The sequence below is a fragment of the Dactylosporangium darangshiense genome (assembly GCF_039537565.1).
GTDB lineage: Bacteria > Actinomycetota > Actinomycetes > Mycobacteriales > Micromonosporaceae > Dactylosporangium > Dactylosporangium darangshiense.
Window position 1 is genome coordinate 151,508 of sequence record NZ_BAABAT010000015.1, and the last position, 26,340, is coordinate 177,847.

19 protein-coding genes are annotated in these 26,340 nt (G+C 72.6%); 10 read left to right on the top strand and 9 right to left on the bottom strand.

Annotated features, from left to right (window positions below; translation table 11 throughout):
• Window positions 1–9 precede the first annotated feature (9 nt).
• Complete coding sequence (gene fxsT, locus ABD901_RS26835; RefSeq protein WP_345130359.1) at window positions 10–3,945, top strand: FxSxx-COOH system tetratricopeptide repeat protein; 3,936 nt, start codon at window positions 10–12, stop codon at window positions 3,943–3,945.
• A 177-nt stretch (window positions 3,946–4,122) separates the two neighbouring features.
• Here fxsT (ABD901_RS26835) and ABD901_RS26840 read toward each other — a convergent pair whose 3' ends face one another.
• The 3 genes from ABD901_RS26840 to ABD901_RS26850 form a co-directional block, all read right to left on the bottom strand.
• Window positions 4,123–4,320 carry a hypothetical protein gene (locus ABD901_RS26840; protein ID WP_345130361.1) on the bottom strand — a complete coding sequence of 66 codons (198 nt, stop codon included), beginning with the start codon at window positions 4,318–4,320 and terminating at the stop codon, window positions 4,123–4,125.
• A gap of 251 nt (window positions 4,321–4,571) precedes the next feature.
• Entirely contained in the window at window positions 4,572–6,353 is a 1,782-nt protein-coding gene (locus tag ABD901_RS26845; RefSeq protein WP_345130363.1) for an HEXXH motif domain-containing protein, read from the bottom strand.
• Window positions 6,350–7,462, bottom strand: coding sequence for an FxsB family cyclophane-forming radical SAM/SPASM peptide maturase (locus ABD901_RS26850; protein WP_345130486.1), 1,113 nt, complete (start codon window positions 7,460–7,462; stop codon window positions 6,350–6,352). Before ABD901_RS26850 ends, ABD901_RS26845 begins: the two co-directional genes overlap by 4 nt.
• A gap of 204 nt (window positions 7,463–7,666) precedes the next feature.
• On the opposite strand from ABD901_RS26850, the gene ABD901_RS26855 reads away from it, so the two are divergent.
• Entirely contained in the window at window positions 7,667–8,554 is an 888-nt protein-coding gene (locus tag ABD901_RS26855; protein WP_380132113.1) for an alpha/beta fold hydrolase, read from the top strand.
• Window positions 8,555–8,571: 17 nt separating this feature from the next.
• On the opposite strand, the gene fxsT (ABD901_RS26860) is transcribed toward ABD901_RS26855, so the two are convergent.
• Window positions 8,572–12,243: an FxSxx-COOH system tetratricopeptide repeat protein gene (gene fxsT, locus ABD901_RS26860; RefSeq protein ID WP_345130365.1), complete on the bottom strand. Its 3,672-nt coding sequence runs from the start codon at window positions 12,241–12,243 to the stop codon at window positions 8,572–8,574.
• Between the two features lie 146 nt (window positions 12,244–12,389).
• On the opposite strand from fxsT (ABD901_RS26860), the gene ABD901_RS26865 reads away from it, so the two are divergent.
• Window positions 12,390–14,117, top strand: a complete 1,728-nt coding sequence (locus ABD901_RS26865; protein ID WP_345130366.1) for a RyR domain-containing protein — start codon at window positions 12,390–12,392, stop codon at window positions 14,115–14,117.
• A gap of 20 nt (window positions 14,118–14,137) precedes the next feature.
• Entirely contained in the window at window positions 14,138–14,614 is a 477-nt protein-coding gene (locus tag ABD901_RS26870) for a hypothetical protein (protein ID WP_345130367.1), read from the top strand.
• Window positions 14,615–14,709: 95 nt separating this feature from the next.
• Here the strand turns inward: ABD901_RS26870 and ABD901_RS26875 are convergent, their stop codons facing one another.
• From ABD901_RS26875 to ABD901_RS26895, 5 genes are read right to left on the bottom strand one after another with little or no spacing between them, the layout of a single operon-like run.
• Window positions 14,710–15,297 (bottom strand): hypothetical protein, encoded by a 588-nt coding sequence (locus ABD901_RS26875; protein WP_345130369.1) that lies wholly within the window; start codon window positions 15,295–15,297, stop codon window positions 14,710–14,712.
• Entirely contained in the window at window positions 15,294–16,151 is an 858-nt protein-coding gene (locus tag ABD901_RS26880) for a carbohydrate ABC transporter permease (RefSeq protein WP_345130371.1), read from the bottom strand. The genes ABD901_RS26875 and ABD901_RS26880 overlap by 4 nt, the downstream gene beginning before the upstream one ends.
• Window positions 16,148–17,116, bottom strand: coding sequence for a carbohydrate ABC transporter permease (locus tag ABD901_RS26885; protein ID WP_425556721.1), 969 nt, complete (start codon window positions 17,114–17,116; stop codon window positions 16,148–16,150). Before ABD901_RS26885 ends, ABD901_RS26880 begins: the two co-directional genes overlap by 4 nt.
• A 12-nt stretch (window positions 17,117–17,128) precedes the next feature.
• Window positions 17,129–18,427, bottom strand: a complete 1,299-nt coding sequence (locus ABD901_RS26890; RefSeq protein ID WP_345130373.1) for an ABC transporter substrate-binding protein — start codon at window positions 18,425–18,427, stop codon at window positions 17,129–17,131.
• A gap of 11 nt (window positions 18,428–18,438) precedes the next feature.
• Window positions 18,439–19,446: a LacI family DNA-binding transcriptional regulator gene (locus tag ABD901_RS26895; RefSeq protein WP_345130375.1), complete on the bottom strand. Its 1,008-nt coding sequence runs from the start codon at window positions 19,444–19,446 to the stop codon at window positions 18,439–18,441.
• 190 nt (window positions 19,447–19,636) lie between these two features.
• On the opposite strand from ABD901_RS26895, the gene ABD901_RS26900 reads away from it, so the two are divergent.
• The 6 genes from ABD901_RS26900 to ABD901_RS26925 all read left to right on the top strand — a co-directional run bounded on the left by ABD901_RS26900 (window position 19,637) and on the right by ABD901_RS26925 (window position 26,319).
• Window positions 19,637–20,890 (top strand): Gfo/Idh/MocA family protein, encoded by a 1,254-nt coding sequence (locus ABD901_RS26900; protein ID WP_345130376.1) that lies wholly within the window; start codon window positions 19,637–19,639, stop codon window positions 20,888–20,890.
• A complete protein-coding gene (gene uxaC / locus ABD901_RS26905; protein WP_345130377.1) occupies window positions 20,883–22,295 on the top strand; it encodes a glucuronate isomerase in 1,413 nt (470 codons plus the stop codon). The genes ABD901_RS26900 and uxaC overlap by 8 nt, the downstream gene beginning before the upstream one ends.
• 79 nt (window positions 22,296–22,374) lie before the next feature.
• Window positions 22,375–23,661 (top strand): enolase C-terminal domain-like protein, encoded by a 1,287-nt coding sequence (locus tag ABD901_RS26910; protein ID WP_345130378.1) that lies wholly within the window; start codon window positions 22,375–22,377, stop codon window positions 23,659–23,661.
• The gene (locus tag ABD901_RS26915) at window positions 23,649–24,977 is read left to right on the top strand and encodes a mannitol dehydrogenase family protein (protein ID WP_345130380.1); all 1,329 of its coding nucleotides are present in this window, start codon (window positions 23,649–23,651) and stop codon (window positions 24,975–24,977) included. The genes ABD901_RS26910 and ABD901_RS26915 overlap by 13 nt, the downstream gene beginning before the upstream one ends.
• Window positions 24,974–25,981: a Gfo/Idh/MocA family protein gene (locus ABD901_RS26920; protein ID WP_345130382.1), complete on the top strand. Its 1,008-nt coding sequence runs from the start codon at window positions 24,974–24,976 to the stop codon at window positions 25,979–25,981. The genes ABD901_RS26915 and ABD901_RS26920 overlap by 4 nt, the downstream gene beginning before the upstream one ends.
• On the top strand, window positions 25,978–26,319 hold the full coding sequence (locus ABD901_RS26925) for a cupin domain-containing protein (RefSeq protein WP_345130384.1): 342 nt from the start codon (window positions 25,978–25,980) through the stop codon (window positions 26,317–26,319). Before ABD901_RS26920 ends, ABD901_RS26925 begins: the two co-directional genes overlap by 4 nt.
• The last annotated feature ends 21 nt before the right edge of the window (window positions 26,320–26,340 follow it).

The window sequence follows — 26,340 nt, forward strand, 5'->3', positions numbered from 1 at the left end:
GGAGGCACGATGACCGCGACAGACGAAGCACCGGCGGCGTCCGGCCGGATCGTGACCTTCTACTCGTACAAGGGCGGCTCCGGCCGCACGATGACCCTCGCGAACGTGGCCTGGATCCTCGCCAGCAACGGCTACCGGGTGCTCGTGGTCGACTGGGACCTCGAGTCGCCGGGCCTGCACCGGTACTTCCACCCGTTCCTGCTGGACAAGGAGCTGCGCAACTCCCCGGGCGTCATCGAGATGCTCACCGACTTCGTCACCGCCGCGCTGCAGCCCGACCGCGACGACGACCTCGGCTGGATCGACGCGCAGGCCCAGGTGCTCGACCACGCGGTCTCGCTGGAATGGCGCTTCCCCGGCAAGGGTGGCGTCGACCTGCTGCCGTCGGGGCGCCAGACGCGGTCCTACGCCGCCGCGGTCAGCACGTTCGACTGGCCGAAGTTCTACGACCGGCTGCCCGGCGCGGCGTTCATCGACGCGCTGGCCCGCAACATGCGCCAGCACTACGACTACGTCCTGGTCGACAGCCGCACCGGCCTGAGCGACGCGGCCGGCGTGTGCACGGTGCTGCTGCCCGACGTCGTGGTCAACTGCTTCACGCTGAGCATCCAGAGCGTCGACGGCGCCGTCGCGGTGAGCGAGTCGATCCGCCACCAGCGCCGCGGCCGGGCGCTGCGGTTCCTGCCGGTGCTCATGCGGGTCGAGGACGCCGAGCAGGTCAAGCTCGAGATCGGCCGCGACCATGCCCGCCGGCGCTTCCGGCCGTTCCTGGACCACGCGAACCCCGACGAGGCGAACCGGTACTGGGGCGACGTGGAGGTGCCCTACAAGCCGTACTTCGCCTACGAGGAGATCCTCGCGACCTTCGCCGAGCGGCCGCGCCTGGAGACCTCGCTGCTGGCCGCCTTCGAACGGCTCGTCGGCGTGCTCACCGAGGGCTCGGTGCGCGAGATGCCGGCCATGGACGAGGCCGAGCGGCGGCGGTGGCTGTACGAGTTCGAGCGGCCCCGCCCGACCAGCGCCTCCGACGTGCTCATCAGCTACGCCGCCGTCGACCGCATGTGGGCCGAGTGGATCAAGCAGCGGCTGGTCGACATCGACATGCGGGTGGCGCTGCTGGACATCGACTCCGTCACCGGGCCGCACTTCGTCGCCGAGATGGAGCGGCGCCTGACCACCGTCGGGCGCACCCTGGTGCTGCTGAGCAAGGACTACGTCTCCTCGCCGCAGGCGGCGCCGCTGTGGACGCTGCTGGACAGCCGCACCTCGGCGGGCGCGCCGGCGGTGGTGCCGATCCGGCTCGACGCCACGCGCATCACGCCGCCGTTCACCGAGCGGCTGCCCGCGGAGCTGGCCAACCAGCCGCGCGAGCGCGCGCACGAGGCGCTGCTGACCGCGATGGGCGCGCCGCTGCACACGGCGCTGCTGGAGCCCGACGACGACGGGCCGCGCTTCCCGGGCGCGCCGCCGCCGATCTGGAACGTCCCGCAGCGCAACCCCGCCTTCACGGGCCGCCGCGACACCCTCGAACAGCTGCGCGACCGGCTGTCGGCCAGCGCCAACGTCGTGTCGCCGCAGGCGCTCTACGGCCTCGGCGGGGTGGGCAAGACGCAGGTGGCGATCGAGTACGCGCACCGCTTCGCCGCCGACTACGACCTCGTCTGGTGGATCTCCGCCGAGCAGGTCTCCCAGGTCCGGTCCGCACTCGGCGAACTGGCCCGGGAGCTCAAGCTGCAGGAGGCGGACACCCTCGGCGAGAGCGTCCGGATGGTCCGCGAGGCGCTGCGCCAGGGCCGGCCGTACCGCCGCTGGCTGCTCATCTTCGACAACGTCGGCGAGCCGGAGACGATCCGCGAGTTCATCCCGCAGGGCGCCGGCCACGTGCTGCTGACCTCCCGCAACCAGGAGTGGACGCAGGACGCCCAGGTCGTGGAGATCAACACGTTCAGCCGGGCGGAGAGCGTCACGTTCCTGACCCGCCGGGTGACGGGCCTGGCGGTCGCCGACGCCGAGGCCGTCGCCAACCGCCTCGGCGACCTGCCGCTGGCGATCGAGCAGGCCGCGGCCTGGCTGTCGGAGACCGGCATGCCGGTGAGCCGCTACCTGGAGCTGCTGGACACCCAGCCGCTGCGCATCCTCGACGAGAACCCGCCGATCGGCTACGACCGCTCGACCGCGGCGACGTGGCAGCTGTCGCTGGAGCAGCTGCGGCGGCAGTCCCCGGCGGCGGCGAAGCTGCTGGAGATCTGCGCGTTCTTCGCGCCCGAGCCGATCCCGACGCGGCTGCTGTACACCCCGCGCTTCACCCAGCCGCTGCTGGAGTTCGACCCGGCGCTGCACGACCCGATCCGCCAGGGCCGGCTGATGCGCCAGATCGGGCGGTACGCGCTGGCCTCCGTCGACACCGGCCAGACGATCATGCAGATTCACCGGCTGGTCCAGGCGGTCATCCAGGACAGCCTCTCGCCGCAGGAGCGGGAGGAGAACCGGCGGCACGTGTACCAGGTGCTGGCCACCGCCGAGCGCTCCGACCCCGACGAGGTGTCGAGCTGGCCGGCCTACGCCCGGCTCCTGCCGCACGTGCGCGGCTCGCGGGCGAACTACTCCTCCGACATGCAGGTGCGGCTGTTCGTCGTCGACGTGGTGCGCTACCTGTGGTCCCGCGGCGACTTCTCCAGCAGCCAGGAGCTGGCGGAGGAGACCGTCGAGCTGTGGCGCGCCGACTCGCGCATCGGCGAGGACCAGGTGACGCTGCTGCTCGACTTCCACCTCGGCAACGCCCTGCGCTCGCAGGCGATGTTCGACCGCGCCCTCGAGATCGACCAGCACGCGCTGGCCCGGCTCAAGGAGACCGTCGAGGAGGAGGACGACCCGTACATCGTCATGACGGCCGGCGGCGTGGCCGCCGACCTTCGCGCGCTGGGCCGGTTCGAGGAGGCCCGGGGGCTGGCCGAGGAGACCTACGACCGGGCGCAGCGCACGTTCGGCGAGGACCACGACCGGACGCTGTCGGCGGAGAACAACCTCGCCGTGTCGCTGCGGCTCGTCGGGGACTTCCGGGGAGCGGCCGCATACGACGAGGACACCCTCGCCCGCCGGCGCCGCATCTTCGGTGACCGCAACCTCAACACCCTGCTCGCGGCCAACAACTACGCGCACGACCTGCGGGCCATCGGGCGCCTGGACGAGTCGCGGGAGCTGCTGGAGACGACGCTGCAGTCCTACCGCGGCCTGCTCGGCGACTCGGCACCGGCGACCCTGCGCGCGGCCAAGAACATGGCGGTGACGCTGCGCAAGCTCGGCGACATCCGGTCCGCGCGGCAGCTGACCAACGACACCCTGCAGCGCTACCGGGACCTGCACGGCGAGGAGCACCCGGACACGCTGTCCTGCCTCATGAACGCGGCGTTCGAGGAGTCGGCGCTGGGCAACGGCGACGCGGCCGAGCGCGTCGGCCGGCAGGTGCTGACCGGCTACGAGACGCTGTACGACGAGAAGCACCCGTTCCGGCTGGCCGCCCTGAACAACCTGGCCATCTTCGCCCGGCTCAACGCCAAGCCCGAGGACGCCCGGGCGTTCGCCCGCCAGGCGTGCGACCGGTTCGAGCAGGCGCTCGGCGCCGAGCACCCGTACACGCTGTCCTCGCGCATCAACCTCGCCAACCTGATGTTCGACGACGGCGACATGCACGGCGCCCGCGAGGTCGACGAGGGCGTCCGCGCGTCGCTGGAGAAGGTGCTCGGCGAGGAGAACCCGGACACGCTCGCGGCGGCGACCAACCTGGTGGTGAGCCGGCGAGCGACGCACGACCCGGTCGGCGCCGACGAGCTCTACATGCTGACGCTGGAGCGCAGCCGCCGGGCGCTGGGGGAGAACCACCCCAACACGGTGGCGCTCAAGGAGGGCCGCCGGCTCAACTGCGACATCTCGCCGCCTCCGACGTAGGCCGGCGCGGCACGGCGGGGGCCCGGTGCGGGAACGCTCCGGGCCCTTCGCCGTCGGCGCCCGGTGCGGTGCAACAAGATCAGCTATCGACGACGGTCAAGTCGCCGCAATTACACCGACGCCCGGCGAATGCGCGCGATCTGGTCGGCGCTCGCCGGGCGGCGTATGTCGGAGAACTTACAGAGCGGACGAAAAGGCCGACACGGTGAGCAGGTCGCGCTCGCGAGGGTCGAAGAGCCGCTTCATCACGGTGTCGAGCGTCGACGTCGTCGCCGAGTCGGGCTCGAGGAGCAGCGCCTGCAACCTCACGTGCGCAAGATCCAATAATCCATCCTGGACCTCGTCTGCCGTGACGTTCGCGCCTGGCTTGTCCATGCTTCCACCTAAGTGATCGATTGAAGGGCAACGTTGGAGTGGAGGCCTCCCATCCAGAGTCTGCACACGACGCACGTACACGCCGTGTGAAGTTCCCCTTCAAGATGACCTAGATACAAGATCTCGGACTCACCGGCCGCGGATGAAAAGGGCCGGCAAGATGATACGTCTGCGGCTCCTGGTGGCAACGTCAGGCTCGGCGTCGACACGCAAAAACCCCCGCTGAGTATTGCACAATCCAACGGGTGACGTTATCCGTTGCTGACCTGCACTCCCTTGGGTTTCAGCAGCTCAGAAGCGGCCGCCGGATGGTCTGACTGTTGCAGTTTGAAAACGGCGTCGCGCAGCAACTCGGGACGGTGCAACAGCAGCCGATGTACCAACGCTTCGGTCGGGTCCAAACGATCCTTCCGGCCGGCCGCGAGGGTCCGCGCGACGGCCAGCCCGATCCAGGCCTCCTCGTCGCCGGCGTCGGCGTCCAGGCGGGCCAGGCACGCCCGCTCCGCGCCGCCGGCGTCATCGGCGAGCAGCATCGCTCCTGCTGTACCACGGTCAGGGCCAGACGGCCCCACCGGAGCCGTGTCGCCGTCGAGCCAGCGGTGCAGCTCGCCGAGCAGGCCGGGCGCGTCGGCCGGCCGCGCACTGCGTTCGGTGGCGATCCCGCCGCGTTCGGCTATGGTTCCGAGCGGCTCCCCGAAACGCAGGTGGCTGAGTATTCGTTCAGCCTCCGAAGCGTCCGCGCGCGCGTTGAGTAACAACCACCGCACCGTTTGTGCGGTCACGAACAAATGGGTCCGTTCGGCGATGTCGGGAGCGATCTCCTCGGTGTCCCAGCGGTGGAGTGTGGATCGCAGGACGGTCGCGAAATACTCACCCGCGGGGGACAATTCACCGCTGTTGATCAGGTCTTCGATGGCGATTCGGTTCATCTCGCGCCAGTAGGCGAACTGGGCCGCGGCCCGGCGGGTGTCGGCATCCGGACTGCGCCGGCGCATCCGCCAGTAGTCGGTGACCCCGGCGTGCGCGTAGATGCCCTGCAGCAGGGCGCCGGCCGGGCGCGGGTCGAGCCGCCAGGGCGCGTGCAGCCGGGCCGGGCCCGAGTGCGAGTGCAGCTCGCACAGGTCGAGCAGCGCGCCCAGCTTGGCGTGCATGTACTCGTGGATGAGCAGTAGGGCGAGATCGGCGGCGCTGTCGGGGATCGACGTGGCGATCGAGCCGCACGCGCGCCGCGACGACGCGCTGATCATGACGCCGTTGTCCGGGGTCGCGAGGGGCACGAGCGAGCGCAGGCTGTGCCGGAGCCCCTCGGCGTGCTCGGGGTGGTCGCGCTCGATGAGCCGCCAGGCGTCGGCGAGCAGCTTCGCCAGGTGCTCGGCCCGCGACTCGGACAGGGCCGGCAGCGGGCGCCAGTTGTAGCAGTGCCGGTAGGGGTCCTGATCCTCGATGGCCAGCCGCCAGTCGCCGAGTGCGACCGAGCGGCGCGGCTGCCAGCCGGGGCCGTCGATGTCGACCGTGGTGCCGCCGGCGCCGGTGATCCGGGCGGCGCGGCCGTCGCTGTCGACCCGCGCCCAGCCGGCGCCGAGCCCGGGCGCGGTGCCGAGGCCGGGCAGGCCGGCGGCGCCGTCGACGGTCGGCACCTCGATGACGAACGGCAGGCGGGCGGCGATGGCGGCTGCGGCGGCATACGAGCCGAGATGGCCGAGCACGTCCTCGAGGCCCTCGGCGGCTCCGGTCCCGGCGTGGTCGGCCAGCCGGTGCAGGCAGGCGTTGGCCCACGCGTCCAGGTGGGGGTGTGCCAGGACCGCGGCGACGGCGGGCTCGTCGGCCGCCTCGGCCCGGAAGACGAGTTCGGCGGCGGCCAGGACGCGGGCCGCGAACGGCGTGTCCCGCGCCGCCTTCAGCACCATGACGAGCAGGGTCTTGCGCTTGGCGAGCTGGCCGGCCGCGAGCACGGCCATGGCCCCCGCGTCGCCGTAACCGGCGGCGACGCCCGAGAACTGCTCGGCGCTGAGCAGCATTCGTTCCGTACTCACTGAGTGACCACCGCAGGCTGGGTGAGGTCGGCGCGCACGCGCTCGCCGATGTGGTTGATGAGGGCGAGCAGGTCGTCGCAGTACACGGAGGGGTTGTCGAAGCCTGTCGCCTCGGCGTAGCGGTGTGCGCGCAGGCCCCCGCCGCAGACCTTGACGACGGGGCAGGACAGGCACTTCGCGGAGAGCCGGTAGGGCGCGGCGACGGCCAGGTGGGACAGCACGTCGGCGACGCCGGCGTCGGCGAGGGCGAGGCCCGTGGCCGGGCCGCCCTCGGTCGTGGTCTTGAGCGCGTCGGACTGTTCGTATGCGCCGTCGGTCTCCACGGTGATGATCCCGGGCGCCTCGCCGCCGATGGTCTCGGTCTCGCTGGGCAGGCCGAAGAGCCGCGCGATGATCGACTCGAAGAGGCGGATGCGGGTGCCGGATGCGACCGGGCGGTGCTCGTACCAGCGGTCGAAGACGCGGATCAGCCAGCGGGCGTAGGCCAGCGGGCGGTCGTGGTGCGGCGGCGGCGTGGTCCAGTTGCCGTGCGGCAGGAGCAGGTCGACCCGCGGCGGGCGGAAGGCGAGCAGCCCGTCGTAGACCTCGTCCGGGTCGTTGTCCACGTCGATCGTGCACAGCAGCCCGCCGTAGATCGCGGCGTGCTCGGGCTGCATGAGCCGCGCGATGCCCGCCGCGATGCGGTCGTAGGAGCCGCGGCCGCTGGCGTAGCGGCGGTGGCGGTCGGTCTCCGCGGGCCCGCCGTCGACGCTCACCCCGACGCTCACGCCGTACTCGTGGAACAGCGCCAGGAACGCGTCGTCGATCAGGATGCCGTTGGTCTGCATCGAGAACCGGGTGGGCGGAAAGGCATCGCGGATCATGCGCAGGGCGGATGCCAGAAGATCATGCCCGGCGAGGAGGGGCTCTCCGCCGTGCAGCACGACACGCAGCTCGCGCATTTCATGATCGCGAGCATGCTCGTCAATACGCTGCGCGACCCGTTCGAGCGTCTTCATGGTCATCGTCGTCGGCCGGGTCCGCCAGCTTTGGTCGATGCTTTCGTATACGTAACAGTAATCGCAGCTCAGATTGCATCGACTGTGAATCTTGAGGACCATTTGGCGCATCGGCGTGCCCACGGGCACCAATCTTGGATCTGGCGCATCGGCTTGTCCAGCGGATCCAAGTAGTTTACTCCTCCTTCTCCAGCCGGCGGGGCGTCTTGTCGCTCTCCGCGGTTTCGCGGCACTGGTCGGCGCCACTGCGCGGCTCGTATTCTGACCATCCGGCGGTAGCGCCGGAGATCGGTTCACGGCGCTGGGAGGCTTGCCTTGCTCGAGGTGCTCGACCTGCCCGGCGACCGGCGCGTCGTCTTCGAGGACTCCGGCAAGCGCGGCGGCCGCCCGGTCTTCCTGCACCACGGCACGCCCGGCAGCGGCGACGGCCCCAAGCCGCGCCACTCGATGCTCTACCGCCACGGCGTGCGGCTCATCGCGTACTGCCGTCCCGGCTACGGCGGCTCCACCCGCGCCCGCGGCCGCACAGTCGCCGACGCCGTCGACGACGTCGCCGCCCTGGCCGACGCGCTCGGGATCGAGACGTTCGCGGTGCTCGGCCGCTCCGGCGGCGGCCCGCACGCGCTGGCCTGCGCCGCGCTGCTGCCCGACCGGGTCACCCGGGTGGCGGCGCTGGTGAGCCTGGCGCCGCCGGACGCGATCGGCCTGCACTGGTTCGACGACATGGTGCCGTCCAACCAGCGCTCCTACCGCGCGGCCTCGATCGACGAGGACCTGATCACCGAGGAGCTGCGGCTGCGGACCGACCGGGTCCGCGCCGATCCGGCGCACCTGCTGCGGCTGCTGCGCGCCGAGATGCCGCCGGCGGACCTGCACGTGGTCGAGGACATCGCGATCGAGCGGCTGCTGCTGCGCACCTACGCGGTGGGGCTCGGCGACGGCCCGTGGGGCTGGATCGACGACCTGCTGGCGCTGCGTGCCGACTGGGGCTTCCACCTCGACGACATCCGCGCGCCGGTGCGCCTGTGGCACGGCGCCGACGACCGCTTCGCCCCGGTCAGCCACACCCGGTGGCTCGCCGAGCACATCCCCGGCGCGCAGCTGGAGGTCGAGCACGGCGCGGCGCACTTCGGCGCGCTGCGGGTGATGCCGCGGATGATCCAGTGGCTCGTCGACCGCGAGCCGCCGAGCGCCGTCGCCTAGCACCGCCCTGTGCAGTGCTAGTAGGGGTCGATCGAACGCAGTGCATCGGCTGTCGGATATACGACATCGGGCGGGCCGGCCTCGGCGCGCCGCGTCTCCGGGTGGTCCTCGCCGAGCACCCGGCGCAGCCGGTCGGCGAGGTCGGCCAGGCGCCGGGCCGCGGCGTCGCGGTCGGTGCGCCCGGCGTCCAGCAGCGCCAGGTTCACCGCCGCGGTCATCGCCAGGGGGTGCTGCGCCGGCAGCGCGGCCGCCAGCTCCGCGGTGGTCTCGGCGGCGAGGCGGTGCGCCGGCTCCCGCTCGCCGGCGGCCCACGCGACCAGCGCCAGGTTGGCGCGGGCCACGACGGTGCGGGGGTGCCCGGTGCCGAGCAGGTCGCGGTAGCGCCGCTCCACCCCGCTGAGCTCGGCGCGCGCCCGCTCGACGTGGCCGGTGGCCAGCAGGGTCAGCGCCCAGCTGTGCCGGCAGGCCAGGGTGTCCGGGCCGGCCGGGCCCGACGAGCCGGCGAACTGCTCGTAGGCCTGCTCCAGCAGCGGCGCCGCCTCCGCCGCCCGCCCGGCCAGCCGCAGCGACACGCCGAGGCTGGTCCGCACGGTCAGCGCGGCCCGGGACGTGGCGCCGTAGGCGTCGGCGACCGCCGGCTCGAGGCGGCGCAGCAGGTCGGCCGAGGCCGAGTACCGCCCGGCGTCGCGCAGGTCGCGGCCGAGGTTCGCCGCCGCGTGCAGCACCGCCGGGTGCCGGTCCGGGCCCGGGAACGGCCGGAAGCCGCGCACCCGCTCGTCGCAGCGCATCGCCGCCCGGTAGCGCCCCGCCGCCCGGTAGGTCGTGGCGAGGCTGTTCAGGGCGTTGAGGGTCTGGGCGTGCTCGGCGCCGACCACCCGCGACCAGGCCCGGTACGTCGAGCGGGCCAGGTCCAGCGCGTCGTCGTAGCGCCCGAGCGCCCGCAGGTCGGCCGCCTGCCGGTCCCGGGTCGCCAGGGTCGACGGGTGGTGGCGGCCCAGCAGGTCCTCCTGCGCCGCGCGGATCTCCTCGTCGAGGCGCATGGCCTCGGCGTAGCGGCCCTGGTCGCGCAGCAGCGCGGCGCGGACCCCGCGCAGCTGCAGCAGCTGCGTGCGGTGCGTGTCCCGCCCGGACCACTCGGCGTCGACGTCGAGCGCGAGCCGCTCGCCCTGCGTCCGGGCGCCGGCGTGGCGCAGCCGGCGGATGCGGTCGACGACCAGCGCGCGCACGGTCTCCTCGCGGCAGTCCTGCGCGCCGGACACCGCCAGGTGCGGCCAGATCAGGTCGAACTGCGGCCAGGAGCGCGGGTCGTCGACGTCGTGGCCCTTCGCGAGGCCGGCGAGGACCAGGTGCACCTGGTGGCGCGCCTCCCGCAGGTCCCCCGGGCTCATCCGCTCCCGGACGACCCGCTGCAGCAGCGGGTGCATGTGCACCCGGCCGCCGGGCAGGTCCGGTCGCAGCAGGCCGAGCCGGCTGGCCTGCTGCACCAGCGTGGCGGGCATGAGCCGGTCGGCGACCGTCTCGTCGTAGGGCTTGAGGACCTCGGCCATCACGTCGCTGTACACCACGTCGGTCGCGGTGTCGGGCGCCAGCACCGAGAAGAGCTGCAGCAGCCGGTGCGCGCCCGGCGACTGCGCCTGCAGCCGCTCCAGGGAGGCGTCCCAGACCCCCTCGACGGAGGGCAGCTCCCGCCGGTCCCGCTCCAGCGCGGCGAGGAAGTCGGGCGCCGTCGTCCCCGCGCGCAGCAGGATGCCGGCCGCCTCGGCGACGCCCAGCGGCAGGTCGCCGAGCGCCTCGGCCAGGGCGTTGGCGTCCGCGGTGCGCAGCCCCGGCACGTGCCGGCGCAGGTACACGATGCTCTCGTCCCGCCCGAACGCCTCCACCGGCAGGGAGGCGAACCCGCCGCCCCACGACAGGTTCCGCGAGCTGATGAGCACCTGACCGGCGCCCTGCGGCAGGAAGTGGCGCACCTGCTCGTAGTCGTCGGCGTCGTCGATGACGATCAGCCAGCGCCGATACGGCTCGCCGCGGCGCAGCGCGCCGAGCACGGCGCCGGCGGTCTCGCGCGCACCGCCCCGGGCCGGGATGCCCAGCGCCGCCGCCAGCCGGGCGACGCCCTCGTCCAGCGCGGCGCAGTCCAGCCACCACACCAGGTCGTAGGCGGCGGCGAAGCGGTGCGCGTACTCGACGGCGAGGGCGGACTTGCCGGCGCCGCCGAGGCCGTGCAGCACCACGGGCGGCGCCGCCTGGCGCTGGTCGGCGTGCTCGTCGGGGCGCAGCCGGGCGCGCAGCCGGGCCAGCAGGCCCTCCCGCCCGGTGAACCCGGCCGGGCGCGGCGGCACCTCGACCAGCGCCGGCGGGGCACCCGGATAGCGCAGCGTGCCAGGCGTCCGCGGCTCCTCGCCGTGCCCGACGAGGCGCAGCAGCTCCCGCGCGGCCTCGCTCTCGCTCAGCCCGTGCATCCGGGCCGAGGACCGCTCCGGGTAGGCCGGCACCGCCGCCACCGCGTCGGTGTAGACGGCCAGCGGCGGGCGGCCGTCCGGGTTGGGCGGGCGGCGCAGGGCCTCGGCCGCCGGGCGCCCGGCGGAGATGATGGCCAGCTCCCGCGCCACGCCGGCCCCGCGGCCGGGCGCCGGGTCGCCGAGGCGGCCCTGCAGCACCGTCACCCGGGCCGCGGTGAGCGTCGCGGCGATCCACTCGGCCCACACACCGTCCTCGGCGGCGTAGCGCAGCAGGACCCGGTCCTCGCGCGCGGCGGTCAGGCGCAGGTACAGCCCGGCCGCCCGGTAGCGCAGCCCGTCCTCGAGCGGGGCCAGGGACTTCACGGCGCCCTCGGTGATGTACCAGGTGAGGCGCTCGTAGGCCGACAGCAGCGGCTGCCCCTGCAGGTCGGTGAGCGTCGCGAGGATCTCCTCGTAGGCGTAGGCCGACTGGTACGGCACCAGCATGTCGCGCCAGTAGCCCTCGAGCTCGTCCTCGCGCATCCCGGCGGGCAGGCCGGCCAGCCGCTCGCGGGCCTCCCGGCGCCCCGCCTCGACCCGGGCGGCGTCGGCCAGGTCGACCCGCATCGGCACCGGCAGCACCCGCGGCGAGTGCTCCGCGTCGCGGGTGGCGGCCGCCGCCCGCGCGGCGCCCTCGATGCTCTTGGCGCTCAGCGTGAAGCAGGCCAGGACGATGTCGGGCAGGTGGGCCAGGCAGATCTGGGCCAGGTCGCCCAGGCCGGGCGGGCTGTCCACGAGCGTGAAGTCGTAGCCCTCGGTCATCGCGTCGCGCAGCGCGTCGAGGAAGCGCCCGCCGCCCTCGGCGTAGAACTCGTCCCAGTCCCGGCCGCCCAGCGCCGCCGCATAGGCCTCGTCCTGGCGCCCGGCGGGCAGGTAGTCCATGCGGCCGGGGAAGCCGAACTGCTCCAGGTGCACGCGCGAGGGCGGGGTGACCGCGAACGGCGACGAGGTCGCCTGCTCGAAGCGGCGGACCAGGTCGGTGACGCCGCCGGACTTCTCCACCTCGGCGGCGTCGAGGAACGGGTGGAGATACCGGTGCAGGCCGGGCGACTCGAGGTCCCAGTCGACCACGAGCACCCGCCGGCCCGCCGCGGCGAGGATCCACGCCACGTTGGCGATCGCCATCGTGCGACCGGTTCCGCCGGCGAACGAGTGAAACGTGACGATGCGTCCCCCACCCTGCTGCGACACCCATCGATCGTCCCTGAAGAGTCGAGTGGCGCCAAAGCCATCCGGAAAATATTTGGACATCGGCACCTGTCAGTAACGCCTCGGTTACCGCACACTGGAAATCCAGCTGTTTTTCCGCAGGCGGTTTCCGGGGGTGCGGTGTGGCGATGGCGGAGCTGGGCGGCTACCGCTCGCGCGTGACCATCCTGTACTCGTCGTTCGGCGTGGTCGGGGTCGCGGCGCTCGTGCTCGGCCTCGTCGGCATGCGCAAGCTGCACAGCGATTACACCTGGTTCGACACCTGGTACTACACGATCCAGCTGTACGTGGTGGGCTCCGACCCGCTGCAGTCCCCGCCCGCCGTCATGTCGTGGCAGTTGCAGACCGCAAGGTTCATGGCGCCGCTGTTCACCCTCGCCACCGTCGTGGAGACCGGCCGCGTACTGCTCGCCGGCGAACTGCGCAAGTTCCGCTCCCGCACCGCCCGCCGCCACGCCGTCGTCTGCGGCGACACGCCGTTCGCGCAGGCCCTCGCCGAGCAGCTCTTCGCCGCGGGACACCAGGTCGTGGTGGTCCGTTCGGCCCCGTTCGGCCCGTTCGAGCTGCGTCACCGCCGGCTGCTCGGGGTCGCCGGCGACGCGCGCTCGGCCGGCGTGCTGCGCGCGGCCGGGCTGCGGCGGGCGCGGTACCTCTACATCTGCGGCGACGACGACCAGTTCAACCACCGCGTCTCGGTCACCGCCGGCACCGAGCTGCAGCTGCGCCGATCAGCGCCGTGGATCTACGTGCAGCTCAACCGGCAGCAGACGTGCCACCTGCTGCAGGCCCGGCGTCTCGGCGCGGCCGGCACCAACCGCTTCCGCCTCGACTACTTCCACGTCGACGACATCGCCGCGCGCATGCTCTACCGCCGCCACCCCCTGCACCCGCCGGCCGCCGGCGGCGAGCCCGCGCGGCTGCTCATCAGCGGCGAGGGCTCCTTCCCGCGGGTGCTGCTGGTGGAGACCGCGCGCTACTGGCGCTCCGTCGGCGGCGCCCGGGACCTGCTGCACATCGACGTCATCGGGATCGACGCCGGGCGCACCGTGGCCACGCTGCAGGCGCGTTTTCCGTTCCTGGCCGCCGTGTGCCGCGTGCACGCGCACAACGAGCTGCTCGACACGTGGCTGCCGCGCATCACCCGGCCGGCCCGCTACGACCGCATCTACCTGTGCCACCGCGACGAGCAGTGGATGCTGGACCTGGCGCTGGAGAGCCCCGAGCTGTGGCAGGCGGTCGGGGAGGCGGTCTTCGTCGCCACCTACCAGGCCTCGGCCCTTGCCGAGGCCTTCCACGGCGGTGAGCACAACGACCTGCTCGACGAGGTGGGCGGGAAGCTGGTGGTGTACCCCATCATCACCCGCGCGTGCGACGCCAAGCTCATCGCCGACGACCTCACCGAGCGGCTGGCCCGCCGCTTCCACCAGCGCTACCTCGACGTCTCGCGGGCCGCGCCCAGCCCGACGAGCGCGATGGCCTGGTCGCAGCTGTCGGAGTCGATGCAGAATGCCAACCGCGCCCAGGTGCAGGGGATCGCGGCCAAGATGCAGGCACTGGGCTGCGTCATCGCGGTGCGCAACGGCGAGGACGGGCTCATCACCGAGCGGGAGCTGGAGCGGCTGGCGGAGCTCGAGCACAGCCGGTGGTGCGAGGAGCGGCGCAGCCTCGGCTGGCGCCACGGCGAGCGGCGCGACGACCGCCGCCGCACCCACCCGGACCTCGTGGACTGGTCGCTGCTCGGCGAGGTGAGCCGCGACAAGGCGCGGGACGCGGTTCGCTACATGTCCGAGATGCTGGCCGACGAGGGCTTTACGATCGTGCGGCTGAACGAACCGATCGGCGCGACCACCGTCTAGTCATCCGTGGGGGGAACCTCATGCGCATCGGCATCACGGGTCACACCAATCTCACCGAGGGCACGGCCGAGACCATCTACCGTGCGCTGGTGGCGTATCTGCGCGCCCTGGACGGGGCCGGCGTCGTCGGCGTCACCTGCCTGGCCGACGGCGCGGACCAGCTCTTCGCGCACGCGGTGCGCGAGGTCGGCGGCGCCTACGAGGTCGTGCTGCCGGCGCCGGACTACCGCGACGTGCTCGCCGCCGAGCGCCGGGCGGACTTCGACATCCTCCTCGCCGGCGCCCGGGCGGTCGTGCCGACCGGCGAGCCCCGCGCCGGGGTGCGCGCCTACGTCGCGGCCAACCGCATCATGCTGGACCGGGTCGACCGGCTCATCGCGGTGTGGGACGGCGAGGAGCGCGAGCACCCCGGCGGCACCGCCGAGGTCGTGCTGCACGCCCGGCGCCGAGGGGTGGAGACCACCGTCATCTGGCCCGCCGGCGCGCAGAGGGCGTAGGCGGGGGAAAGCGGTCGTAGGCGGGGAAAGTAGGAACGAATCGCGGAGACGGCCGCCCGGTGCTCGCCCGGGCGGCCGTCGTACGTGCCCGCCGCTCACGCGACGGTCGGCGCCTTCACCATGCGGGCGGTGACCGCGTGGGCCCCGTAGAGGGCGTAACCGACCAGCAGGGGAGCGGTGAGCGGCACCATGACCGCGAGCGCGGCGGCGACGGCCGACACCCCGGCCACCGCCGCCGCCGCACCCGGTTGCCGCCATGCCGTGCGGCCGGCCCACCGCAGGGCGTCGAGCCAGCCGGACCGGGAGGTGTCCCGGCCCAGCCGCACGATGCCCAGCATGCCGATCGCGAGCAGCACGGCGGCCGCGACGCACGTGCCGGCCAGCGCGGGTGACCCGCCCGGGACCCGGCCGGAGGCGACGGCGCCGACGTTGAACACCAGCAGCGCGCCGCACGCCGCGGCGACCGCCACGGCCAGGGCGCCCGGCAGGAGGGAGGAGCGGAACAGCCGCCACATCGCCCGGGCGTCCACGCCCTCGCCGTCGGCGATCGCGCGTACGGCCGCCGAGCCGGTGCGCAGTGCGGCGCCGGCCGTCAGCACGGGTACCGATGCGGCGGTCACGACGATGCCGACGAGGGCCAGGTCCGCGGCGACCGAGATCGTGTCGCGCCAGTCGCGTCTCATCCCTTGAGTCCTGACGTGTTGATGCCCTCGACGAGCATCCGCTGGAAGGCGAGGAAGAACAGGAACACCGGCACCAGCGAGAGCACCGACATGGCGAACATCGGCCCGACGGTGACCTGCCCGGAGGAGTCGATGAACGCCCGCAGCGCGACGGGCACCGTGTTCCTCTCGGTCTGCGAGACGTACACCAGCTGGCGGAAGAAGTCGTTCCACGTCCAGATGAACGAGAAGATCGCCGTGGTCACCAGCGCCGGGCGGCTCAGCGGGAAGATCACGCTGCGGAACACCCCGATCGGCGAGCAGCCGTCGATCTTCGCCGCCTCGTCCAGCTCGCGCGGGATGCCGCGCATGAACTGCACCATGAGGAAGACGAAGAACGCCTCGGTGGCCAGGAAGTGCGGCACGACCAGCGGCAGGTACGGGAAGTCTCCGCCGACCAGGCCCAGCTGCCGGAACAGGATGAACTGCGGCACGATCAGCACGTGGCCGGGCAGCAGCAGCGTGCCGATCATGACGGCGAACCACAGCTTCCGGCCGCGGAAGCGCAGGCGAGCGAAGGCGTAGGCGGCCAGCAGGCACGACACCCCGTTGCCGATCACGACGAGCACGGCCACCAGGGCGCTGTTCATGAAGAACCGGCCGAAGGTGACCGCGGCGCTCTTGAAGTGCGTCCAGCCCTCCGGGTAGTTGCCCGGCGTCCAGTGCTCCGGCCACACGGAGACGTTGCTGAGCACCTCCTCCTGGCTCTTGAACGAGCTGCCGACCATCCAGGCGAGGGGGTACAGGATGAGCGCCAGGACGGCGAGGATGACGAGCAGCCGCAGGCCCTGCTTCGCCGCGTTCACAGCCGTCATCGCTCGTCGCCTCCGTCGGAGTAGTGCACCCAGAAGCGGCCGGTGCTGAACAGCACGACCGTGAGCAGGCCGATGGCGGCGAGGAACACCCAGGCCAGCGCCGAGGCGTAGCCCATCTCGTACTCGGTGAAGCCCTTGATGTACAGGTACAGCGTGTACATCAGGGTGGAGTCGACCGGTCCGCCCGTGCCGCCGGAGATGACGAACGCCGACGTGAAGCCCTGGAAGCCGTGGATGGTCTCCAGCACCAGGTTGAAGAAGATGACCGGCGACATCATCGGCATCGTCACCGACCAGAACTTGCGCCACGAGCCCGCGCCGTCGACCGAGGCCGCCTCGTAGAGCTCGGCCGGCACCTGCTTGAGGCCGGCCAGGAAGATGACCATCGGCGCGCCGAACTGCCACACCGCCAGCAGGATCAGCGTGCCGAGGGCCCAGTCGGGGTCGTTGACCCAGCCCTCGCCGCCGATGCCGAACAGGCCCAGCAGCCGGTTGAACGAGCCGTCGCGGTTGAACATCGACATCCATACGTAGCCCAGCGCCACGCTGCCGCCGAGCAGCGACGGCAGGTAGAACAGGCCGCGGAAGAACCCGACGCCGCGCGTCTCGCGGTTGAGCAGCAGGGCCACCCCCAACGCGGCGGCCAGTTTCAGCGGTACCGCGATGATGCCGAACAGCACCGTCACCTTCACCGCGTGCCAGAAGGCCGGGTCGTCGGTGAACATGCGCCGGTAGTTGTCGAACCCGACGAAGTGCAGCTCCGACCAGTCGGACAGGATGTCGTAGTCGGTGAAGCTCAGCAGGAGCGAGCCCAGCATCGGCAGCAGGGTGAAGCCCGCGAAGCCGAGCAGCCAGGGTGAGAGGAACAGGTAGCCGGCACGGCCCTCGCGGCGGACCCCCCGCCCGGATCCCGCTGGGACCCGGGCGGAGTGTCGCGTCGGCCGTTCCGTGGTCGTGAGCGCCACTGGAAGGGTTCCCTACTTGGAGATGGCCGTCTTCACGGCGGCGATGAAGGCCTCGGCGGCCTGTGCGGAGCTTGCCTTGCCCGCCTGGACCGACTCGGCGGCCTTGATGAGCTCGGAGCGCAGCGTGCTGTGGCCCTTGAGCGGCACCTGCGGCGACGGGCCGAAGGTCTTGCCCAGCGTGTTCTCCACGTCGATGGAGGTCTTCATCGACTTGTCGGTGACGGTGCCCTCGACCGTGGTGCGCACGTCCAGGTTGGACGGCAGGCCGCGGTCAGTGCCGAGGATCTTGCCGGCCTCGGGGTCGTTGGCCAGGAAGTTGATGACGTCGACGGCGACGTCCTTCTTGTCGCTGCCGCGGTACACCGAGAAGTACATCGAGGCCCGCGCCCACTGCGCCTTCGGGTCGCCGGGGTACGCCATGACCCCGAGCTCGTCCTTGGTGTTCTTCTGCAGCTCGGGCAGCTGGTTGACCCACACCCACGAGGTGAGCGCCTTGCCGGTCACCACGAGCTGCTTGGTGATGTCGGTGGCGTTGCCCTCGCGGATGACGTCCGCCGGCGGCGTGGTGCCGGCCGCCGCCCGCGCGCCCTTCCACAGGTCGAACCACGCGGTCACGTCCTGGGCGGTGAAGCCGAGCTCCTTGCCCTTGTACAGGTCCTTGCCCTGCTGGCGCAGCCAGACCCAGAATGCCTTGTAGTCGGCGCTCGGGTCCTGCGTGCCGGGCACCTTGGCGGCCGTGCCGGCCGCCGTGGCCCAGCTGATGAACTGCTCCCAGCTCATGCCGGTCGTCGGCAGCGGCTGGTTGGCCGCAGTGAGCTTCGTTTTGTTGTACACCAGTCCCTGCGTGTTCTCGCCGAACGCGACGCCGGCGAGCTTGCCGTCCACGACGCCGTACTTCCACAGGCTCTCGGGGAACTTCGCCGTGTCGAGCTTGCCCGACTTCTGGTACGACGTCAGGTCCAGCGTGACGTTGCGCGCGGCGTACTCGGTCAGGTAGTTGTCGTCGATCTGGAAGATGTCGGGCGCGGCGTTGCCGGCGGTGAGGGTCGCCAGCTTGTCGAAGTAGCCCTGGTTGGCCTGCCACGTGGTCTTGAACGTGACGTTGGGGTGCTTGGCCGTGTAGAGCTTCAGCGCGTCCTCGGTGAGCTTGGCCCGGGCGTCGCCGCCCCACCAGAAGAAGCTCAGCTCGACCGGCTTGGTGGAGTCCGCCGTCGGGGTGGACCCGCCGTCGTCACCGCATGCGGCGAGGGGGAGCAGCAGAGCGGCCGCGGCGGCTGCTGCGAGCAGCCGGCGGCGCGGAGTACCGGACATGGATGTCACTCCTAGGCATTGGCCGCGACGTGATGGGGTGGCACCGGCGCAGGGCCGGTGGAGTCGCGGATGACCAGTTGGGTCTGGAGCGTGACGAGTGCGGTGGTGCGGTGTTCGTCGTCGTGTTGCAACAACATGTCCACGGCCGCCCGGCCGGCGGCAGCGGTCGGTGTCGCCACGGTGGTCAGCTTGGGGCGCACCAGCCGGCTGAGCATGATGTCGTCGATGCCGACGACGCTGAGCTCCTCCGGCACACTCACGTTGCGTTCGTGCAGGCCCTCGAGCAGGCCGATGGCCATGAGGTCGTTGTAGGCGAGCACGGCGGTGGCCCCGGTGCCCAGCACCGCGTCGCAGGCGGACCAGCCGGCCTGCTCGGTGGGCTGGAACGGCCCGAGGACCGTGAGCGTGGCGCCCGCCGCTCGGGCCGCGGCGGTGGCGGAGCGGCGGATCTCCCGGTTGGTCCACGAGCCGCGCGGCCCGCCCAGCAGGGCGATGGCGCGGTGGCCGAGGCCCACCAGGTGTTCGATCGCGGCCCGGGCGCCGCTGGCGACGTCCATGACGACCGCGGGCAGCCCCTCGACGGGCCGGTTGACCACGACCAGGGGCACCTCCTTGCGGAGCTTCTCGATGAGGTCGTTGCTCATGCGCGGGCTGCACAGCAGCACGCCGTCGACCTGTTTGGCGAGGGCGTAGACGAGCTGCTCCTCGACCACGGGGTCCTCGTTGGTATCGGCAACGAACAGGTGGTAGTCGCGCTGGCGTGACTGCGACTCGGCCGCCTTGATCAGCGGCGGGAAGAACGGGTTCGCGATGTCCGCGACGATCAGGCCGATGTTGTGGGTCCGGCCGGTGATCAGCGCGCGGGCGGCGCGGTTGGGGCGGTAGCCGAGGCTCTCCGCGGTGGACAGCACCCGGCTGCGTGTGTCGGGGTTGACCAGGTGTGGCGCCGAGAAGGTGCGGGACACGGTGGAGACGTGGACGCCTGAGGCGCGGGCGACATCCCGGATCGTGGCGGGCACTTGGTGATCCTCTCGGCAGGGCCGTCGCGCGGTGACCTGGGTCACGGCCACCGCGTCGGGTGCTGCCAATTATGCAAACGGTTGCGCCCGTGTCAACGCCTCTCGATCGGTTTCTCCAGCGGTATTGACCGGACCAGCGGCTCTTGCGCATAGTTTTCTGCAAACCTTTGCAGCCCTCCAGGGGGATCTCTTGAGAACGCGCTACGCGATCGTCGGCACCGGATCGCGGGCGGCCATGTTCGTCCGGGCGCTCACCGCCGAGCACCGCGACACCTGCGAGCTGGTCGCCCTCGCCGACCCCAACCCGGTGCGCATCGCCGTGCACAACGCCCGGCTTCCCGCGCCGGTGCCCGCCTACCCGGCCGCCGAGTTCACCACGATGATCGAGCGCGAGCGCGTCGACGTCGTGGTCGTGTGCACGGTGGACCGCTACCACGACGAGTACATCGTGGCCGCGCTGGAGGCCGGGTGCGACGTGCTGACCGAGAAGCCGATGACCATCGACGCGCGGCGCTGCGCGTGGATCCTCGACGCCGTGCGCCGCACCGGCCGCCGCGTCCGGGTCACCTTCAACTACCGCTACAACCCGCTGCACGAGGCGGTGAAACGGATCCTGGCCTCGGGCGAGATCGGCGAGGTCGGGTCGGTGCACTTCGAGTGGCTGCTCGACGTGCGGCACGGCGCGGACTACTTCCGCCGCTGGCACCGTGACAAGGCCGACTCCGGCGGGCTGCTCGTGCACAAGGCCGGGCACCACTTCGACCTGGTCAACTGGTGGCTGGCCGCCGAGCCGGAGCAGGTGTTCGCCGAAGGGCGGTTGTTCTTCTACGGTACGGACGGGACGGGCCACGGCGCCGGCAAGTTCTCGGTGGACATGGACGACCCCGAGCTCGACGCGCTCTACGGCGAGGCGGCCGTCAAGGTCGACGGCTACCACCGCGACCAGGACGTCTTCGCTCCCGGCGTCACCATCGAGGACGACCTCGCGGTCATGGTCCGCTACACCGGCGGCGCCACGATGACGTACCACCTCACGGCCTACGCACCGTGGGAGGGCTACCGGGTCATGTTCAACGGCAGCCGCGGCCGCCTGGAGCTCGAGGTCGTCGAGAGCGACCACGTCGCGCCGGCGGGCGCCGCCGCCGTCAAGGGCTTCGGCACCCCGGTCGAGAAGGGCATGGTCTCGCTGCGCGTCCACCCGTACTGGGCGCCGCCGCGCGACGTCGAGGTCACCGGCTACGAGCGGCGCGGCCACGGCGGCGCCGACCGGCGCATGCTGGCGGCGCTGCTGGACCCGGGCGCCCCGCCGGACCCGCTCGGCCGCTCCGCCGACGCCGAGGACGGCGCCCGCGCCCTGCTCGTCGGCCTCGCCGCCAACGAGTCCATCGCCACCGGTCGGCCCGTCCGCACCGCCGAGCTCAAATCTGGGATCGCCCATGCATGAGGACCAGTTGCTGCCCGCCGAGCCGGGGGTGCGCGCGATTGCGCGCGAGCTCTACCGGCACGCGAAGGACCTGCCGCTGATCAGCCCGCACGGCCACGTCGACCCGGCGATCCTCGCCGACGACCGGCCGTTTCCCGACCCCGCCCGGCTCATCGTCGTGCCGGACCACTACATCACCCGGATGCTCGCCAGCCAGGGCATCGAGCCCGCCGCGCTCGGCGTGCCGTCGCTGGACGGCACGGCGGTGCAGACCGACGGGCGCACGATCTGGCGGCTGCTGGCCGCCAACTGGCACCTGTTCCGGGGCACGCCGTCGCGGCTGTGGACCGAGCGGGTGCTCACCGAGGTCTTCGAGGTGCAGACGGCGCTGAGCGTGCGCACCGCCGACGAGGTGTACGACGCGATCGCCGCGCGGCTGGCCGACCCCGAGTTCCGGCCCCGGGCGCTGTTCGAGCGCTTCAACCTCGAGGTGCTGGCCACCACCGAGTCGCCGCTGTCGGACCTGGGCGCGCACGCCAAGCTCGCCGCCGACGGCTGGGGCGGACCGGGCGGGCGGGTCATCACCACGTTCCGCCCCGACGACCTCGTCGACGTGGACTGGCCGGGCTGGGAGGACCGCGTGGCGCAGCTCGGCGCCGGCACCTACGCGCAGTTCCTGGACCGCCTGCGCGAGCGCCGCCTCGCGTTCATCGCCGCCGGCGCCACCTCCAGCGACCACGGCCACCCCACCGCCGCCACGCTCTCGCTCTCGCCCGGCGAGGCCGCCGCCCTGTTCGACCGGGCGCGGCGCGGGCGGGTCGAGCCCGGCGACGCCGAGCGCTTCCGGGCGCACATGCTCGTCGAGTTCGCCCGCATGTCCGTCGAGGACGGGCTCGTCATGCAGCTGCACCCGGGCGCGGTGCGCAACCACAACGCCGCCCTCTACGCCCGGCACGGCCGCGACGTCGGCGGCGACATCCCGGGCCCGACCGAGTACGTGCGGGCGCTGCGGCCGCTGCTGGACGAGTTCGGCACCGACCGGCGGTTCCGCATCGTGCTGTACACGCTCGACGAGACGGTCTTCACCCGCGAACTGGCGCCGCTCGCCGGCGGCTACTCGGCCGTGTTCCTCGGCGCGCCGTGGTGGTTCCTGGACAGCCCCGAGGGGCTGCGCCGCTTCCGCGAGGCGGTGACCGAGACGGCCGGCTTCTACAACACCGCCGGCTTCGTCGACGACACCCGCGCGTTCTGCTCGATCCCGGTCCGCCACGACGTGGCGCGGCGCATCGACGCGGGCTTCCTCGCCCGGCTCGTCGCCGAGCACCGGCTCCCGCTCGACGAGGCCGCCGAGACGATCGCGGACCTCGCCTACCACCTGCCCAAGCGCGTGTTTCAGCGCACCGTCCACAATGGAGTAACCCAGTGAGGGTCAGTAGCGAAGCGGAGGAGCCCGAACCAATGTACACAGCATTCAGCCGGCGCCGGAGCGAAGCGGAGGCGACGGCGTGACCTTGATTACCGGCCTGGCCGTGCACGACGTGCGGTTCCCGACCGCGGCGGCCGGGGACGGCTCCGACGCCATCAACCGCGGCGACTACTCGGCCACCTACGTGGTGCTCGAAACCGCGGGCGGCGTGCGCGGCTTCGGCCTGACCTTCACCAACGGCCGCGGCAACGAGCTCACCTGCGCCGCCGTCGAGGCGCTGGGCCACCACGTGGTCGGGCACGACGTCGGGGAGCTGTGCACCGCCGAAGGGGCGCGCACCCTGACCGCGGACGTGCAGCTGCGCTGGCTCGGCCCGGAGAAGGGCGTCATCCACATGGCGGCCGGCGCGCTGCTCAACGCCGTGTGGGACCTGCGGGCCCGGCTCGCCGGCGTGCCGATGTGGCGGCTGCTGGCCGAGCTGCCGACCGCGGACCTCGTCGCCGCCGTGGACTTCCGGCACATCTCCGACGCGATCACGCCCGAGGAGGCCGCGGCCCTGCTCGACCGAGGGCTGGAGGGCTACGCCGAGCGGCTCGAGCGCGCCACGCGGGAGGGCTTCCCGGCGTACACCACCTCCGTGGGCTGGCTCGGGTACGACGACGAGAAGGTCCGCTCGCTCACCCGCCAGGCCGTCAAGGACGGCTGGACCGCGGTGAAGATGAAGGTCGGCGGCCCGATCGACGACGACGTGCGCCGCGCCGGCATCATCCGCTCCGAGATCGGCCCCGGCTCGCTGCTCATGATGGACGCCAACCAGGTCTGGGACGTGGGCGAGGCCATCGCCAACATGGAGCGGCTCGTCGCCTTCGACCCCTACTGGATCGAGGAGCCCACGCACGCCGACGACGTGCTCGGCCACGCCGCGATCCAGCGCGCGCTCGGCGAGCGCTGCCGGGTCGCCACCGGCGAGGTCGGCGCCAACCGGGTCATCTTCAAACAGCTGCTGCAGGCCGGCGCGATCGGCATCATGCAGGTCGACGCCTGCCGGGTCGCCGGCGTCGGCGAGGTCCTCGCCGAGCTGCTGCTGGCCGCCCGCTTCGGCGTCACCGTGTGCCCGCACGCGGGCGGGGTCGGGCTGTGCGAGTACGTGCAGCACCTGTCCTTCTTCGACTACCTGCGCGTCGGGCGGTCGATGGAGGGGCGGATGATCGAGTACGTGGACCACCTGCACGAGCACTTCACCGACCCGGTCCGGGTCGCCGGCGGCCGCTACCTGCTGCCCGAGCGGCCCGGCTACAGCGTGGAGATGCGGCCCGAGTCGATCGCGCACTACGCCTACCCGGCGGGACCCGCATGGAGCGCCTGAGCCGCAGGACGCTGGACGGCCTCGACCACCGCCCGGCGATCCGGCCGGGCGACGCGGGCGTCGGCGTCGTGCACCTCGGGCTCGGCGCCTTCCACCGGGCACACCAGGCCGTCTTCACCGAGGACGCGATCGCGAAGGGCGGCGGCGACTGGGCCATCGCCGCGGTCGCGCCCAGCTCCCGCTCCGTGCTCGATCCGCTGATCGAGCAGGACCTGCTCTACAGCGTGTTGACGCTGGACGCCGAGCGGGTCCGCCCGCGCGTCCTCGGGGTGCACGCCGCCGCACTGCACGCCGCCGGCGACCCCGCCGGCGTCGAGGCCCGCCTCGCCGACCCCGCCGTCCGGGTCGTCACGCTCACCGTCACCGAGAAGGCCTACAGCCGCGACTCGGCGATCTTCCGGCTGCTCGTGCGCGGCCTGCGGGCCCGCGGCGGCGCGCCGGTGGCCCTGCTCAGCTGCGACAACCTGCCCTCCAACGGCCGCCGGCTGCGGGAGCTCGTCGTCGCAGAGCTGGGGGAGTCCATCGTGGAATCGGTCGGGTTCCCGTGCTCGATGGTCGACCGGATCGTGCCCGCCAGCACCGAGGGCACCTACGCCATGGCACAGGCCGCGCTCGGCGTGGTCGACCGGGCCGCCGTCGCCGCCGAGCCGTTCAGCCAATGGGTGATCGAGGACGACTTCCCCGCCGACCGGCCCGCGTGGGAGCTCGCCGGCGCGATTTTCACCGACGACGTCGCGTCCTGGGAGCGGCTGAAGCTGCGCATGCTCAACGGCGTGCACTCGGCGCTGGCCTACCTCGGCGCGCTGGCCGGCGCGCCGACCATCGACCGGGCCCTCGCACTGCCCGGGATGCGGGCCGCGATGGAAAGTTTCATCCGCACGGACATCGCGCCCACGCTGCGCCCGCCCGAGGGGCTTTCCATCCAGCGGTACGGCGAGAGCGTCCTCGAACGCTTCTCGAACCCGGCCCTGCGCCACCGCACCCTGCAGGTGGCGATGGACGGCACGCAGAAGCTCCCGCAGCGGCTGCTCGGCACCATCGCCGACCGGCGGGCCGCCGGCGCCACCCCGCGCTACGCCGCGCTCGTGCTCGCCGCCTGGATGCGCTTCGTGCGCGGCCGGGCCGACGACGGCACCCCGCTGCCGCTGGACGACCCCCTCGCCGACCGGCTGCGGGCCGCACCGTCGCTGCTGGAGCTCGACGCCGTCTTCCCGCCCGGGTTCGCCGACGACGCGGAGCTGCGGGCGGAGCTCGACGAGTGGGGCAAGGCGCTGCAACGCCACGGCGTCGTCGGCACGCTGGGTGCGCTGCCGTGACCGCGCCGGCCACGGTCGCGCTCATCGGCGCCGCCGGCCACGGCGCCTGGCACCTGCGCGCCATCGACGCGCTCGGCGAACGGGTCCGGCTGGTCGCCACCTGCGACGTCCAGCCGGGCTTCGACTACACCGACCACCGGCTCATGCTGCGCGAGCGGCGGCCCGAGGTCGTCGTGGTCTGCACGCCGCCGCACACCCACCTGCCGATCGCCCTCGACGTGCTCGAGGCCGGCGCCGACCTGCTGCTGGAGAAGCCGCCGGTGCTGTCGCTGGCCGACCACCGCACCCTCGCCGCCGCGGCCGAGGGGCGGGCCCTGCAGATCGGCTTCCAGGCCCTGGGCTCGCCGACGATGGACCGGCTGCCCGGCCGCGTCGGCGAGGTGACCTCGGCCTCGGTCGCCGGCGCCTGGTGGCGGCCGGACGACTACTGGACGCGCTCGTCGTGGGCCGGGCGGCGCGGGCGGGACGGCGCGCTCGTCAACGCCTTCGCCCACGCGCTCATGCAGGCCCTGGCGATCACCGGTATCCGTCCACCGTGGACGCTGAGCCTCGATCGGTACCGCACGCGCTGCGCCGTCGAGGTCGAGGACACGGCCACGCTGCGCCTCGACGCGCCCGACGGCCGGTCCCTGTTCGTCGCCGTCACCCTGTGCTCGACCGAGTTCGTCCCCGGCGACATCAGCGTCGCCGGCAAGGACGGCACCTGCGAGGTCGGCTACGCGCAGGACCGCCTCGACGGCGAGGTCCTGCCCGGCCGCACCGGCCTGCTGGAGAACCTGCTCGACCACCGCGACCGCGGCACCCCGCTGCTGGTGCCGCTGGAGCGGACCGAACCCTTCACCGCTTTGGCCGAGGCGATCCTCGCCGAAGGCCCGCCCACCCTGCTCGGCCCGGACCGGCTGGCACCGCGCCCCGACGGCGTGGAGATCCCCGGCATCGCCGGCCTGGTGCGCCGGGCCGCGGCCGAGCGCGCCCACTTCCGCGAGATCGGAGCGTTCCAGTGAGGAAACTTTCCATCGGCGACCTGCCCGACGGCGGCACCCCCGCCACCCTCGCCGCGATCGGCGAGGGCTGGGGTCCGGTGCAGCGCGGCGGCATCAGCCGCTACGACACGCCGGGGCACCGCACCCACCCCGAGAGCGACCACCACGTCCACGACGTCCCTGAAATTTTCACGATCGTGCAGGGCGCCGGCGCGCTCGAGCTCAACGGCGTCGCGGGCACCCGCTTCGCGGCCGGCGACATCCTCATCATCGAGCCCGGCGAGAACCACCACCTCATCAGCGACGGCGACGTGCCCCTGGTTTTCACGTGGATGCATCTCTCGCGGCCGACTGATTGACGGCGGATCGACATCGGTCTA